This is a genomic window from Allobosea robiniae (genome assembly GCF_900102525.1).
GTDB classification, from domain to species: domain Bacteria; phylum Pseudomonadota; class Alphaproteobacteria; order Rhizobiales; family Beijerinckiaceae; genus Allobosea; species Allobosea robiniae.
The window spans coordinates 115,006-129,433 of sequence record NZ_FNBZ01000009.1 but is presented as its reverse complement, the minus strand read 5'-3'; the positions used below and the strand labels follow the sequence as shown (position 1 = coordinate 129,433).

Here is a 14,428-nt window from a genome sequence, read left to right as displayed (position 1 = left end):
TGGTCCGCTTCGCAACCAACTTCTTCCAGCCTGCGCGAATCCTGCTAGAGCATTGTTTTGTCGCATGTTCGCTGGCGCGGGCCTTCGGTTTTCCACGCGAACCGATGTCCACTCCGCTCGAAAATGCTTTAGAGAGCCTGCCATGACGTCCGAGCGGAAACGCAAGAACACCAGCACGCGGCGGGCGATGCTCGCCAACGAAATCGCGCAGGCGATCCGCTTGCGCGCGTTCAGGCCGGGCGAATGGCTGCGTCAGATCGATCTCGAGGAGCGCTTCGAGGCGACGCGCTTCGACGTGCGCAGCGCGCTGGACGAGCTCGCGGTGCGCAAGACGATCGAGCATGTCCCGAACCGGGGCTATCGCGTCGCCGAGGTCGACCTGAAGACCTATGAGGAAATCCTCGCGGCGCGGATCATCCTGGAGAAAGCGACGGCGGACGGCATCGTCGCGCGGATCGACGCCGCCGCGATCGCGCGGCTGGACGGGCTTGCGGCGCAATTCTCCGCCGCGGTCCTGACCGGGAGCCGCACCGAGCAGAGCGAGATCAACCGCGCCTTTCATCAATTCATGTACTCCTTTTGCGGCAATGCCGTGCTGGAGGAGATGATCTGGGCCCTGCGGGACCGCGGACGCGGCTCGCAGATCACGGTCTGGAGCTCGCATGAACTGCTCCAGAAGAGCGACCGCGAGCATTACGAGATGATGGCGGCCCTGAAGGCGCGCGATGCGGGGCGGCTGGCGGCCCTGATCGCGACCCATATCGTCAAGGGCGCGCCCGTCGGCCCGGCCCCGGTCGAGCCGGGCTGAACGACCGCCACCCTTACTTGGCGACGGCGACTTCCCAGAGGCGCGGCTTCGAGGCGACCCAGGGCGCGAAGCCCTGCAGCCGCTTCGAGACGACGGCCGTGTCGACCTGATTATACAGGAAGATCAAGGGCGCATCGGCCAGCATCATCACATGGAGCTGGTCGAAGATCTTCCGGCGCTCGGCCTCGTCACTGACCAGCGTCGCCTTCTCGATCAGGGCGTCGGCCTCGCGGTTGTCCCAGACCTTGGAAGGCAATTTGTCCTTCGGGCCGGAGAACTGGTTGTAGCTCTGGGCGGGGTCGATGCGGGCGGAGTAGCTGAAGGACATCATCTGGTAGTTGCCCTTCGAGAAGCGATCGAGCTGCGTCGCCCATTCCAGGATCTCGATATCGGCCTTGATGCCGGCGGCCTGGAGCATCGCCTGCGCCATGATGGCGATCGGATAGCTCGGCACGGTCGAGCGCTTGTTGGCGATCAGCTTGATCGTCTCGCCCTTGTAGCCGGCCTCGGCCAAGAGCTTCTTCACGCGCGCGGGATCGTGCGTGTAGCGCTTCTTCTGAACCTCGTCATAATAGGGCGAGGTGACATAGACCGCCGAGTTGTTGACCTTGCCGAGCCCGTTCGAGACGGCGCCGACGATCTCGTCCTGATCGAAAGCCGCCATGATCGCCTGGCGCATGCGGACGTCGCTGAGCAGCGGGTCGCGGCTCTGCAGCAGGATGCCGTGCTTGGTGGCGCTGGGCGCGGTCAGCACCTGCAGGCCGCTCTTCTTCATTTCCGGCACGTCCTCGTCCGGCACGTCGGCGACGTCGAGCGCGCCCGAGATCAGGCCGGCCTTGACGGTCGCGCCATCGGCGATGGCGAGGAACTTGACCTCGGCCGCAAGCGGGCGCTTCGAGCCGACATAGCCGTCGCGCTTGTCACCGGGTGGCGAGACATAGCCATCGAAGCGCTTGAGCAGGACGAACTCGCCGCGGCGCCAGTCGGCGAGCTGGAACGGACCGGTGCCGACCGGCTTGTCCCAGCTACCGTCGGGCTTGAGCGAGTCCTTGTGCAGGATTGCGACCATGGCGCAGTCGGTGCGGGCCATGGTGTCCAGGAAGAGCGCGCTCGGCTTCTCCAGCTTCATCACGAAGGTCGATGCATCGGGAGCGCTCGCTTCCGTGACCTTCAGTCCGATGCGGCCGTCGAATTCCGGCTTGCAGCGCCAGTCGGTCTTCGCGTCCATGTAGCGGTTCCAGCTCCACAGCACGTCGGCCGAGCTCATCTCGGCGCCGTTATGGAACTTCACGCCCTTGCGCAGGTGGAAGGTATAGGTCAGCCCGTCCGGCGAGATGTCGATCTTTTCCGCGAGCAGGGGCGCGACCGCACCGTTCTCGCGATAGCCGACGAGGCCCTCGACCATGTGCAGCACCACGGCATCGGTATTGTCGTCGCGATTGACGCCCGGATTTGTCGAGCGGATGTCGGCATTGAGCGCGACATTGATGGTCTGCGCCTGAACTGCGCCGCCAAGCAGCGCGAGCGCCAGCGCAGAGGCCGAAAAGCGGATCATTCCCGTTCCCTCGTTGTCTTGTCGTTCGGGCATGCCCCGTGGGGCATGCCGTGCTGTCGGAGGTCGCGAAGGCGAGGTGGCGGCTTACTGGCCGGTGCTGACTTCCCAGGCGCGGGGCAGCGAGCTCAGCGTCGAGACATAGCCCTTGGTCTTGCTGCTGATCGCGCCGCCGACGATGCCGTTATAGAGCATCACCATCGGGACATCGTTGATGAAGCGCTTGTGCAATTCGTCGAAGATCTTCTGGCGCTCGGCCTTGTCGTTGACGACCATGGACTTGTCGAGCAGGGCCTGCACCTCCGGATTGTCCCAGAGCTTGCGCGGCTGCTTGTCCTTCGGGCCGGTCATCGACTCGTAGCTCAGGGCGGGGTCCATGCGACCCGAATAGGGGAAGGCCTGGATCGTGTAGTTGCCCTTGCTGTAGCGGTCGAGCTGCGTCGCCCATTCCAGCACCTCGATCTCGATGTTGAAGCCGACGGCCTGCAGCATCTGCTGGGCGACGACGGCGGCGTCGAAGCTCTCGGGATAGCGCTTGTTGGCGAGCATCACGATCTTCTCGCCCTTGTAGCCCGCTTCGCTCAGGAGCTTCTTCGCGGCGGCAGGGTCGTATTTCCAGCCCTGCTTCTGGACCGGTCCGTAATAGGCGGACAGCGCCGGCACGATCGAGTTGTTGGGCGAGCCGATGCCGTCGGTGACGGCACCAACCAGCTCCTTGGAGTCGATCGCAGCGGCCATGGCCTGGCGCAGCTTGACGTTCTGCAGCAGCGGATCGCGCGTCTGGATGATCAGACCGACGAGGCCCATGCTGGAGACGACGGAGGTCTTGACCTTGTCGTTCTTCTTGAGCTCGGCGATATCGGTATTGGCGATGTCCGGAACGATATCGATATCGCCCTTCAGCAGCGCGGCCTTGGCGGTCGAGTTGTCGGGAATGACGAGGAAGCGGACCTCGTCGACCAGCGGCTTCTTGGCGCCGGTCAAGCCGTCGATCTTGCCGGGCAGCGAGGCGTAATCGGCGAAGCGCTCGAGCCGGATGTACTCGCCGCGCTTCCACTCGGCGAACTTGAACGGGCCGGTGCCGATCGGCTTGTCGAAGGAGCCGTCGGCCTTGAGCGAATCCTTGTGCAGGATGCCGGTCATGGCGCAGTCGGTGCGGGCGAGCGCGGCAAGGAAGAGCGCGCTCGGCTTGTCCAGGTCGAAGACGACGGTCTTGTCGTCGGGTGCCGAGATCTTCTCGACCTTGACCTGGCCGCGGCCGTCGAATTCCGAGAGGCAGCGCCAGTCGGTCTTCGGGTCCATGTAGCGCTTCCAGCTCCACAGCACGTCGGCCGAGGTCAGGGCGGCTCCGTTATGGAATTTCACGCCCTGGCGCAGCGTGAAGGTATAAGTCTTCCCGTCCGGGGAGATGTCGACCTTCTCGGCCAGCAATGGCTTCGGCAGGGCGTCCTCGCCATAGGCGACGAGGCCCTCGACCATCTGCACGACGACGCCGTCGGTATTGGCGTCGCGATTGACGCCCGGATTGATCGAGCGGATGTCGGCACGCAACTGGATCTTGAGCGTACTCGCCCCGGCGGCCGGGACGAGGCCGCCACACAAAAGTGCAGCGGCGAGGACGGTCTTGGTGGTTCGGCGCATCCTATTCCCCTGTTGTTTTTCGGTTGTGACGCGGTGTTGCCGGCTTATTCCGCCGCTTCGGCGAGCAGCACGGGCTCCTCGGTCAGGCTGTAGCGCGTGAAGACGCGGTTCTGGGCCGGCAGCGGCGCGACCTCCATGATCCCCTTCGCCGGCTGCATGATCACCATGGCGACGGTGGCCGAGAGATTGCCGGCCTCGTTCGGACGCACCGGGCGGCAGACCGAATGAGGCGCCAGGAAATCGTCGAAAAAGGCCTGCTTGAGGTCGTCGACGGTCAGCTTGCGGCCGGCCTCGTCGAGCAGCTTGCGGACGCGCCAGTCGCGATAGAAGCTCTCCGGCACGCGCGGGATGCCGGTGTCCTTGATCTTGGTCAGCGCGATCTGGCCGACCCAGTGATTGGCGTGCACGATCATGCCGTCCTGCGGATAGAGCGGGAAGGCCTCGTCCGGGGCGCATTCGAAATCGATGCCAAAACCCTTCACGGTCGAGAGCATCATGTTGTTCGAGCAGGCCTTCGGCGTCGTGGCCACGGCCTTGATTGCGAAGGCGAGGTGCTCCTGCTCCAGCACCTTGCGGCGGATCAGGGCGAGCGGCACGCCGGCCTGGGTGAAGTCACGCTCGGATTCGAGATAGTTGGCGGTGATCGAGATGCCGGCCGCGTTCATACCGCAGCGGGCGAGGCCGCCAGCCTCGACGAAGGTCAGGAAGTCCGGCCCGTCGTCGCGGCGCACGCGCAGCACGATCGCGGTCTCCGCGCATTCCGCCTTCCAGTCCCAGTTCTGGCCGTGGATCAATTCGCCCGAGGCGCTGCGCTCCGGCAGGATGATCGCGCCGGTGCAGCCGTCGTCGAGCTCTTCCTGGGCCTCGATCGGCTTGTTCTTGATGAGGCGGGCCTTGGCGATGACCTCGGTGCGGGCATTGACCATGACGATGTCTTCGAGCGCGACGCCGGCGCCGTCGGCGATGCCGCGCATCTCCTCGATGTAATGCGCGCCGAAATGCTCGATCTCCTTGGCGAATTCGGCGATCAGCGCCGATTTCGCCGCAGTGTCGTAACCGAGCTCGCCGAGCTGGCCGCCATAGAGCTCGATCGAGCGCTTGACGCGCTGCGGGACGGCTGCGCCATGCTGGCGGCCGCGCTCATAGGGCGTGCCCGACACGTCGACGAAGGGGCAGGGCTGGACCATGGCGCACATCTTTCCGGTATGCTGGCGAGAAATCGTGCTGTAGTGTATTTCATCCCGAACTAAAACAATCAAGGTCTTTTCCGATGGCGGCGCCGACCCGGCTGCAACAGGAGATCGCCGACCGCATCCTGCAGCTCGTGCGTGACGATGCGCTGGCGGCCGGTGCCTGGCTCAACGAGAACGCGACAGCGAAGCGGCTCGGGGTGTCACGCACGCCGGTACGTGCCGCGCTGGACCATCTCGCCGAGCAGGGCGTGGTGCGCCGGCATCTCAACAAGGGCATCGAGCTCATCAGCCTGCCGGCCGCGAGCGAGAGCGCCCGAGCGCCGGAGACGGTCGATCTCGCCATGGTCAGGCTCGCGCATGAGCGCGAGAACGGTCTGCTGCCGGACGAGGTTTCGGAACTCGAAGTGATGCGGCGCTACGAACTCGGCCGGCCCGAGGCGCAGAAGCTGCTCGCGCGTCTCGCCGATCTCGACATGGTCGAGCGCAAGCCGGGCTATGGCTGGCGCTTCCTGCACGAGCCGCGCGACCAGCGCCTGCGCGACGAGAGCTATCGCTTCCGCCTGCTGATCGAGCCGATGGCGATGCTGGAGCCCGATTTCCAGCTCGATCCCGGCTGGATCACCGAGATGCGGGTGCGGCATGTCGAGTCGCTCAAGCGGCCCTGGCGGGAATCGTCGAGCATCGCCTTCTACGAGATGAATGCCGATTTCCACGAGGGGCTGGCCGCCGCCACCGGCAACCGCTTCTTCCATTCGGCGATGCGGCGCCAGAACCAGCTCCGGCGCCTGTCGAACTACGACTGGGACCAGGGCATGGAGCGCGTGCGGGTGAACTGCGCCGAGCATATGGCCATGCTCGACCATCTGGAGGCGGGCGAGAACGAGGTCGCCTCGGCGCTGATGCGCAGCCATCTGCTGCGCGCGAGCAAGCTCAGGCGGATGGTCCGGGTGGACGACGCCGAGGGCTGAAAGACCATCGCACGGTCAGCAGATGGCGGCCTTGCCGCCGCGGTGGTTGACCCGGCGACGATTTGGGCCAGCAATGGCGGCAACCCCGAATCTGACAGGTCGAGTGCCATGACTGTTCACCAGCGCCCGCAAGATCAGCGCCCCTCTGCCATCGATCCCGCCAAGCTCGACAAGCTGGCCGAGGTCGCCATCCGCGTCGGCCTCAATCTACAGCCGGGGCAGGACCTGTTCCTGACCGCGCCGGTCGCGGCGCTGCCGCTGGTTCGATTGATCGCCGCCCATGCCTACAAGGCGGGTGCCGGCATCGTCACGCCGATGCTAGCCGACGAGGAGGTCACGCTGACGCGCTATCGCCATGCGTCGGATGCGAGCTTCGACAAGGCGCCGGCCTGGCTCTACAAGGGCGTCGCCGAGGCCTTCTCCGCCAACACGGCGCGGCTCGCCATCGTCGGCGACAATCCGATGCTGCTGGCGAACGAGGACCCGGCCAAGGTCGGGCGCGCCAGCAAGGCGAATTCGCTCGCCTACCAGCCGGCGCTGGAGAAAATCGCCGGCTTCGACATCAACTGGAACATCCTGGCCTATCCAAGTGCGGCCTGGGCGAAGCAGGTCTTCCCGGATGATGCCGAGGAGGTCGCGGTCGGCAAGTTGGCGGAGGCGATCTTCTCGGCCTCGCGCATCGATCAGGCTGATCCCGTCGCGGCCTGGGCTGCGCACAACGCGGCGCTGCGGACGCGGCGCGATTGGCTGAACGGCCAGCGCTTCGCCTCGCTGCATTTCACCGGGCTGGGCACCGATCTGACCGTGGGGCTCGCCGATGGCCATGACTGGCAGGGCGGGGCCTCGCCGGCCAAGAATGGCATCGTCTGCAACCCGAACATCCCGACCGAGGAGGTCTTCACCACGCCGCATGCGCGCCGGGTCGACGGCCATGTCTCGAGCACCAAGCCACTGTCCTATCAGGGCTCGCTGATCGACGAGATCCGGGTGCGCTTCGAGGGCGGGCGGATCGTCGAGGCCAAGGCCTCGCGCGGCGAGGCCTTGCTGAACAAGGTGCTCGACACCGATGACGGCTCGCGCCGGCTGGGTGAGGTCGCGCTGGTGCCGAACTCCTCGCCGATCTCGAAGAGCGGCATCCTGTTCTACAACACGCTCTTCGACGAGAATGCGTCCTGCCATATCGCGCTCGGGCAGTGCTACTCGAAATGCTTCGTCGACGGCGCGAACCTGACGCCGGAGCAGATCGCGGCGCAGGGCGGCAACAAGAGCCTGATCCATATCGACTGGATGATCGGCTCGGGCGAAGTCGATATCGACGGCGTCCACGCGGACGGCCGCCGCGTGCCGGTGTTCCGCAAGGGCGAGTGGGCCTGAGCGGCCCGCACCGTTTCAGCCCGCGTTCGCTCGCAGCCAATCCCCCAATGACGGGCGATGGTGCCCGTCGCGCCCGGTCGTGGCGGGCGCTGCGACCATCGCGTTGAGCACGGCTTCCTGCGTCGCCTCGGCGGCGGCGCGGAAGAGCGTGTCGATGCGGTTCTCGTTGAGGGCGCGCAGCGGCACGAGGTCGTTGGGCTGATCGTGGTCGATCGGGTCGGCGGTGGTGAAGGCGACGGCAATGTCGCCGCTGCCATTGCCCCAGAAGGCGCCGAGCCGGGCGAGACCGGCGCCGCCGCGGCGCGCGATGCGCTGAAGCTGGCGCGATTCCAGCGGCACGTCGGTCGCGATGATGAGGATCACCGAGCCGCGCTCGGCTTGCGGCTTCGCCTCGGGCGGAACGGGACGGCGACCATCGGGCAGGACGAGATCGCCGGCACTGCCGAAATTGGCGAGCGCCAGTACGCCGAGCGTGTGATCGGCGCCGTCGAGGGCGAAGCGGCGCGAGGCCGTGCCGATGCCGCCCTTGAAGCCGAAGGCGCTCATGCCGGTGCCGGCGCCGACCGCGCCTTCCGCGACGGGGCCGTAAGCGGCGGCGTCGAGCGCGGCGAAGGCATGTTCCTGCGTCAGCGCGCGGGCGCGGATGTCGGAGAGATAGCCGTCATTGCATTCGAGAACGACTGGATTGACCGTGCCGGTCTCGCGACCGATGTCGGGATTGTCGGCGAGCGCGCGCGTCACCAGCGCGTCGAAGCCGGCGCCGACGGCGAGGGTGTTGCCGAGCAGCAGCGGCGTCTCGATCTGGCCGAGCTCGGCGAGCTGCATCAGCCCGGCGCTCTTGCCGAAACCGTTGATGACATCGACTGCGGCGCGCACCTTCCGGCGAAACAGGTTGCCGTCATGCGGCAGCAGGGCCGTGAAACCGGTGCGGAGATCGCCTTCGTTCAGAGTGAAATGACCGAGCTTGACGCCGGGCACGTCGGTGATCGCGTTGAGCGGGCCCGGCTGCAGGATGCCGCAGGTGAGGCCGAAATCGCGAAGGCGCTGGGTCATGGTGGGGTCCGGTGAGGCTGGATCAGCGCTGCAGGGTGGTGCCGCGCCCCTGCGCGCGGGCCTTCTCGACGACGAGATGGGCCAGCGCGAGATCGGCCAGCGCGACGCCGCGGAAGCAGAAGAAGGAACGGCCTGCCGATGCCGTCGGATGCGGAGCGCCCGCAAGCTCCGTCATGTCATGGCCGAAGCTGACGGTCGTCACCGGATTGCCGGCGGCATCATAAGGCGCGCGCGACTGTTCGAGGCTGTCGGTGGCGAGCACGTCGAAGGCTGGCAGCGTCTCCGGCAGCCAGCTCCGGCCGGTATCGACCGCCGCGGCGAAGGCGACCGGCTTCAGGCGCCGCGCATCGAGGAAGGGCGTCATGCCGGGGCCGCCGGGCACCATCGAGATCACGATATCGCTCTCGTCCAGCAGCGCGTCGGCGTCGTCCAGCACCCGCGTCGCGAGACCGCTCGCGCGTGCGGCTTCCATGAGGCGCTCGGCTGAGGCGCGGCTGCGGCTCATGGCCAGTGCCGTCGTCAGGCCCGGGTAGAGCGCGCGGAAGGCGGCGAGATGGGCATGGGCCTGAAGACCGCAGCCGATGAAGCCGATGGTGCGCGGCGTCGCTGGGGCGAGGCGCGAGGCGGCGGCTGCGGTGATCGCCGCAGTGCGGATCAGGGTGATCTCGTCGCCGTCGAGGATCGCGCGCGGCATGCCCGTCGCATAGTCGTTCACGCAGATCAGCGCGCTGACGGCGGGCAGCGGAGAGCCCGCCGCGACCGGCGCCATCGCCACCCATTTCACCGTGGCGATCTGCTGGGTCGACGAGGCTGCCGTCATCGCCTGGAAGCCGTGGCCCGGTCCGAGCGTCAGCGCCGTCTTCGGCAGGCTCCGGTTCAGACCGGCGGCATAGTCGCGAAAACCCTGCAGCACGGCCTCGCGCGCTTCATCGGGCGAGATCGCCAGCGCGCGGACATCGTCGCGCGAGAGATAGAGCAGGTTGTCGCTCATCCGGTGATCTCCAAGACGGCAGGCTCCGATGCCCGGGGCGGTCAGGAGGCCGGGATACAGCCAAGCCGGATCGGCGTCGAGGCGCCCGAATCCCGCTGCGGAAGGAAAGCGGCGGTCACAGGATTGACATCTTCCCTAACTCACGTATTTTTCCTATTACTGCAACTTCAGTTCCATTTAATGGAACTTAAAGGGTTAGCGCGATGTCCATCCTGTCGTCGGCCGTGGATGTGCTTCGCTGTTTTTCCAGCACGCGCCACGACGTCACGGTGACGGATCTCGTCACGCTCCTGGGCATGCCGAAGAGCAATGCCTCGCGCCTGCTCCGGGCGATGCGCGACGAGGGGCTGCTGGAGACGGTCGGGGAGAGCAAACGTTACCGGCCTTCGCTCCTGCTCAACCAGGTCGGCCATCTCTATCGTTTCGCCGCGTCGCTGATCGACCGGGCCGATGCGATCGTGGGGCGGGTTTCCGACCAGATCGGCCATACCGGCTATATCAGCGTGCGCCGTGGCAACGAGATCGTCGGCGTCACCGCCCATCCCGGCCGTCATGCGCTCAGGGTCGTCACCTCGATCGGCGACCGCATCCCGGCCTTCGCCTCAAGCACCGGTCGTGCCCTGCTGGCCCGCCTTTCCGACGAAGAGGTTCGCGCGCTCTATCCCGCCGGCTTCACGCCGCCCTCGGCGACCGCGCCGCAGGATATGGACGAGCTGCTGGCGCGTCTCGCCATCGTGCGCCGCGCCGGCTTTGCCGAATCCCATGACGAGGCGGTGCACGGCGTGCGCGCCATCTCGGTTGCCGTCGGTGATCCCACCACCGGCGACGAGGTCGCGCTCTGCCTGTCCTTCCCGGCCGCCACGGTCGAGCCGGCCGAGCGCCTCGCCATCATCCGTTCGCTGGGTCAGGGCGCCGCCGAGATCGCGGCCCTGATCCAGGACAAGCGTTTCATACCCCTGAACCTCTCAATCGCGGAGACCGCTCCATGAGCAATCGTTGGCGTATCGGCTTCGATATCGGCGGCACCTTCACCGACTTCATCCTGTACGATTCGCAGGAGCGTTCGGTCCGGCTGCACAAGCGCCTGACCACCCCGCATGACCCGTCTGAAGCGGCGCTGATCGGCCTCGGCGAGCTCACCGAGATGGCCGGCATCACGCTCGCCGATGTCGGCGACATCGTCCATGGCACGACGCTGGTCACCAATGCGGTGATCGAGCGCAAAGGCTCGAAGCTTGGCCTGATCACCACCAGGGGTTTTCGCGACATCCTCGAAATGGGGACGGAGCAGCGCTACGACATCTACGACCTGTTCCTGACCTTCCCCGATCCGCTGGTCTCGCGGGAACACCGCCTCGAAGTGGCCGAGCGCATCGACCGCGATGGTCAGGTCGTCACCACGGTCGATGCGGACGCCGTGCGTAAGGCCGCCCGTGAGCTGGAAGCCTCCGGCTGCGAGGCGATCGCGGTCTGCTTCCTCAACAGCTACCGCAACCCGGCGCATGAGCAGGAGGCTGGCCGCATCGTCCGCGAGGCTTGCCCGGAACTAACCGTTTCGCTGTCGAGCGAAGTCGTCGCCGAGATCTGGGAATACCAGCGCTTCGTCACCACGGCGGCCAATGCCTATGTGCAGCCGCTGATGCGCCGCTATCTGCAGCGGCTTGAGCGCGAGCTCGCGGCCCGCTCCTTCCGCGGTTCCCTGACGCTGATGCATTCGGCCGGCGGCCTCGTCTCGCCCGAGACGGCGCGCACCTTCCCGATCCGCCTGCTCGAAAGCGGCCCGGCCGGTGGCGGCCTCGCCACGGCCCTATTCGGCGAGCTCGCCGGCCATAAGGACGTGATCTCCTTCGACATGGGCGGCACCACGGCCAAGGCCTGCATGATCGAGGACGGCCGCGCCGAGATCGCGCCGATGCTGGAGGCCGGCCGCGTCAACCGCTTCGCCAAGGGCTCCGGCCTGCCGATCAAGGCGCCCGTCATCGATATGATCGAGATCGGCGCCGGGGGCGGCTCGATCGCGGCGATCGACGAGGTCGGTCTGCTCAAGGTCGGCCCGCATTCGGCCGGTTCCGATCCGGGCCCGGCCTGCTACGGCATGGGCGGCACCAAGCCGACCGTGACCGACGCCAATCTCGTGCTCGGCTACTATGATCCCGGCTTCTTCTTGGGCGGGCGCATGGCGCTCGACCTGGAGGCAGCGCGCAAGGCCGTCTCGACGGTGGCGGCGCCGCTCGGCCTCTCGGTCGAGGAAGCCGCCTGGGGCATCCACAAGGTCGTGGTCGAGAGCATGGGCGCCGCCGCCCGCGTCCATCTCGTCGAGAAGGGCAAGGACCCCCGCCATTACGCCATGGTCGGCTTCGGCGGCGCAGGCCCGGCGCATGCCGTCGACGTCGCCCGCGTGCTCGGCGTCAAGCAGGTCATCATCCCGCCGGCCTCGGGCGCGGCTTCCGCGCTCGGCTTCCTCGCCGCGCCGCTCTCCTTCGACATGGTGCGCTCGCTGCCGGTCGAATTCTCCGAAGGCTTCGATGCGGCTTCCGTCAATGCCGTGCTCCGCGATCTCGAAGTCGATGGCCGCAAGCACCTGACCGAGGCCGGCGTGAAGCCCGCCGACGTCACGGTCGAGCGTACGGCCGATATGCGCCTCGTCGGCCAGATGCACGACATCTCCGTGCCGCTGCCATCAGGCACCATCGATGCGGCGAGCCTCGATGCCATCCGCGCGGCGTTCAGCAAGGCCTATTCCGCCCGCTACACCTCGGTCTATGAGGGCGCGCGGCTGGAAGCGATCAACTTCCGCGTCCGCTGCGCCGGCCCGGTCCCGACGCTCTCGCTGTCCGGCGCGGCCGGCGGCGGCGATGCCACGAACAAGATCAAGGGCACCCGCAAGGCCTGGTTCGAGGGCGGCTGGAGCGAGGCGACGGTCTATGACCGCTACGCCCTGCGTTCCGGCGACACCGTCAAGGGGCCGGCGATCATCGAGGAGCGCGAGGCGACCACGATCGTCCCGCCCGGCGACAGCGTCGCCATCGACGATGTCCTGAACCTGATCATCCATGTCGGCCAGGCCAACGCGGCCGAGACGACGATCACCGCCGACATGCCGCTGGCCGAAGCCGCGCGCCGGATCGAGGCCGATCCGATCTCGCTGGAGATCATGTGGAGCCGGATGATCAACGTCGTCGAGGAGATGTGGCTGACCGTCTGCCGCACCGCCTTCTCGCTGGTGATCTCGGAAGCGCAGGATTTTGCCTGCGAGCTGCTCGATCCCGAAGGCGAGACGCTGGCGCATTCGCCCCGTGCGATGCCGGTGTTCAACCTGACGCTGCCGCGCGCGGTCAAGGCGCTGCTGGAGCGCTATCCGGCCGAGACGCTGAAACCCGGCGACGTGCTCATCACCAACGATCCCTGGCTCTGCGCCGGCCATCTCTTCGACATCGCGATCGTCACGCCGGTCTTCCTCGGCAATCGCGTCGTCGGCCTGATGGGCACGGTCGGCCATGTCTCGGATATCGGCGGCACCAAGGACAGCCTGCGGGCCCGCGAGATCTACGAGGAAGGCTTCCAGATCCCGCCGATGAAGCTCTACGAGGCCGGCCGGATCAACGAGACGCTGGTGCGGCTGCTCGGTGAGAACGTGCGCAATTCCGAGCAGGTTCTTGGCGATCTCCACTCCTTCGTCGCCGCGAATGCGATCGGCGCCGAGCGGCTGCAGTCCTTCCTCACCGATTACGGCATGCAGGACCTGCGCGCGCTCGCCCATGTCGTGCAGAGCCGCTCGGAGAAGGCGATGCGCGAGGCGATCCGCGCGCTGCCTGATGGAACCTATCACGGCACGGTCTCGAACAACCCGCTGGGCACGCCGATGACCTATCCGCTGGCGCTGACGGTGAAGGGCGACACCATCCATCTCGACTTCGCCGGCGCGCCGCCGCAACTGCCGCAGGGCGGGCTGAACTGCACGCTCAACTACACGATGGCGCATGCGACCTACCCGCTGAAATGCATGCTGACGCCGTCGGTCCGCGGCAATGCCGGCTGCTACCGCGCCTTCTCGGTCGATGCGCCCAAGGGCTCGATCCTGAACTGCGACAAGCCGCTGGCGGTCAACCTGCGCACCCGCACCGGCTGGTACCTGGCGCCGAACATCTTCCGCGCCTTGTCGGAAGCGGCGCCGAAGCAGGTCCAGGCCTTCACCGGCCTGCCGGTGGCGGCGAGCGTCTATGGCCGCGATGCGGCCGGCGACACCTATTCCGACATGCTCTTCTGCGGCGGCGGCCAGGGCGGCTCGGCCCAGGGCGACGGCAAGTCGGGCCTGCTCTACCCGACCTCGGCGGCGAATACCTCGATCGAGACCTTCGAATCGCGGGTGCCGGTGCTGGTGGTCGAAAAGGCCTATCTCACCGATTCCGGCGGCGCAGGGCAGCATCGCGGCGGCCTCGGCCAGCGCGTGCGGCTGCGCAAGCTCGCCGATGACGGTTTGCCGACGCTGGTCTCGCTCTATCCGGAAGGGGTCAACAACCCGATCCCGGGGCTGTTCGGGGGCAAGGCCGGCGGCGGAGCCTCCGGCCGGGTGATCGACGAGCAGGGCCATGTGCTCAGGGATGTCGGCACCGGCGAACTGGTCCAGGTGCGGCAGCCGCATGAGATCGTCGAGCTCGTGCTCGCCGGTGGCGCCGGCTACGGCCCGGCCTCCGAGCGCTCGCGCGAGGCGATCGCCCGCGACATCGCGCTCGGGCTGGTCTCTCCGGATGCGGCCAAGCGCGATTACGGCGTGCAGGGCGCGCATGCCACGCAGGATGTCGGCGAGGCCAAGGCCGGCATCCTGATTGCTTGATATCCAGGGACGAA

10 protein-coding genes are annotated in these 14,428 nt (G+C 67.0%); 5 read left to right on the top strand and 5 right to left on the bottom strand.

All coding sequences use genetic code 11. The annotated features are described in order from the left end of the window. Positions 1-142 precede the first annotated feature (142 nt). Entirely contained in the window at positions 143-808 is a 666-nt protein-coding gene (locus BLQ70_RS22805; RefSeq protein WP_170843504.1) for a GntR family transcriptional regulator, read from the top strand. Between the two features lie 13 nt (positions 809-821). On the opposite strand, the gene BLQ70_RS22800 is transcribed toward BLQ70_RS22805, so the two are convergent. The 3 genes from BLQ70_RS22800 to BLQ70_RS22790 all read right to left on the bottom strand — a co-directional run bounded on the left by BLQ70_RS22800 (position 822) and on the right by BLQ70_RS22790 (position 5,188). Continuing rightward, the gene (locus BLQ70_RS22800; RefSeq protein WP_091861739.1) at positions 822-2,363 is read right to left on the bottom strand and encodes an ABC transporter substrate-binding protein; all 1,542 of its coding nucleotides are present in this window, start codon (positions 2,361-2,363) and stop codon (positions 822-824) included. A gap of 84 nt (positions 2,364-2,447) precedes the next feature. Continuing rightward, entirely contained in the window at positions 2,448-4,001 is a 1,554-nt protein-coding gene (locus tag BLQ70_RS22795; protein WP_091861735.1) for an ABC transporter substrate-binding protein, read from the bottom strand. Between the two features lie 44 nt (positions 4,002-4,045). Continuing rightward, complete coding sequence (locus BLQ70_RS22790; protein ID WP_210184340.1) at positions 4,046-5,188, bottom strand: C45 family autoproteolytic acyltransferase/hydrolase; 1,143 nt, start codon at positions 5,186-5,188, stop codon at positions 4,046-4,048. Between the two features lie 83 nt (positions 5,189-5,271). Here BLQ70_RS22790 and BLQ70_RS22785 point away from each other — a divergent pair, with 83 nt between their 5' ends. Both BLQ70_RS22785 and BLQ70_RS22780 read left to right on the top strand, forming a co-directional pair. After that, complete coding sequence (locus tag BLQ70_RS22785; RefSeq protein ID WP_091861729.1) at positions 5,272-6,162, top strand: GntR family transcriptional regulator; 891 nt, start codon at positions 5,272-5,274, stop codon at positions 6,160-6,162. Between the two features lie 108 nt (positions 6,163-6,270). Next, positions 6,271-7,536: an aminopeptidase gene (locus tag BLQ70_RS22780; RefSeq protein ID WP_091861726.1), complete on the top strand. Its 1,266-nt coding sequence runs from the start codon at positions 6,271-6,273 to the stop codon at positions 7,534-7,536. A 15-nt stretch (positions 7,537-7,551) separates the two neighbouring features. On the opposite strand, the gene BLQ70_RS22775 is transcribed toward BLQ70_RS22780, so the two are convergent. Beyond that, positions 7,552-8,589, bottom strand: coding sequence for a DmpA family aminopeptidase (locus BLQ70_RS22775; RefSeq protein ID WP_091861723.1), 1,038 nt, complete (start codon positions 8,587-8,589; stop codon positions 7,552-7,554). A 22-nt stretch (positions 8,590-8,611) separates the two neighbouring features. Then, a complete protein-coding gene (locus BLQ70_RS22770; protein WP_091861720.1) occupies positions 8,612-9,580 on the bottom strand; it encodes a hypothetical protein in 969 nt (322 codons plus the stop codon). Between the two features lie 203 nt (positions 9,581-9,783). On the opposite strand from BLQ70_RS22770, the gene BLQ70_RS22765 reads away from it, so the two are divergent. Further along, positions 9,784-10,569, top strand: a complete 786-nt coding sequence (locus BLQ70_RS22765) for an IclR family transcriptional regulator (protein ID WP_061965842.1) — start codon at positions 9,784-9,786, stop codon at positions 10,567-10,569. Beyond that, the gene (locus BLQ70_RS22760; RefSeq protein WP_091861717.1) at positions 10,566-14,414 is read left to right on the top strand and encodes a hydantoinase B/oxoprolinase family protein; all 3,849 of its coding nucleotides are present in this window, start codon (positions 10,566-10,568) and stop codon (positions 14,412-14,414) included. Before BLQ70_RS22765 ends, BLQ70_RS22760 begins: the two co-directional genes overlap by 4 nt. The last annotated feature ends 14 nt before the right edge of the window (positions 14,415-14,428 follow it).

Bases quoted from the DNA above. Each gene is read 5' to 3' on its own strand.
- BLQ70_RS22805 (WP_170843504.1), top strand. From the start codon at position 143: ATGACGTCCGAGCGGAAACGCAAGAACACCAGCACGCGGCGGGCGATG.
- BLQ70_RS22800 (WP_091861739.1), bottom strand. From the start codon at position 2,363: ATGATCCGCTTTTCGGCCTCTGCGCTGGCGCTCGCGCTGCTTGGCGGC.
- BLQ70_RS22795 (WP_091861735.1), bottom strand. From the start codon at position 4,001: ATGCGCCGAACCACCAAGACCGTCCTCGCCGCTGCACTTTTGTGTGGC.
- BLQ70_RS22790 (WP_210184340.1), bottom strand. From the start codon at position 5,188: ATGGTCCAGCCCTGCCCCTTCGTCGACGTGTCGGGCACGCCCTATGAG.
- BLQ70_RS22785 (WP_091861729.1), top strand. From the start codon at position 5,272: ATGGCGGCGCCGACCCGGCTGCAACAGGAGATCGCCGACCGCATCCTG.
- BLQ70_RS22780 (WP_091861726.1), top strand. From the start codon at position 6,271: ATGACTGTTCACCAGCGCCCGCAAGATCAGCGCCCCTCTGCCATCGAT.
- BLQ70_RS22775 (WP_091861723.1), bottom strand. From the start codon at position 8,589: ATGACCCAGCGCCTTCGCGATTTCGGCCTCACCTGCGGCATCCTGCAG.
- BLQ70_RS22770 (WP_091861720.1), bottom strand. From the start codon at position 9,580: ATGAGCGACAACCTGCTCTATCTCTCGCGCGACGATGTCCGCGCGCTG.
- BLQ70_RS22765 (WP_061965842.1), top strand. From the start codon at position 9,784: ATGTCCATCCTGTCGTCGGCCGTGGATGTGCTTCGCTGTTTTTCCAGC.
- BLQ70_RS22760 (WP_091861717.1), top strand. From the start codon at position 10,566: ATGAGCAATCGTTGGCGTATCGGCTTCGATATCGGCGGCACCTTCACC.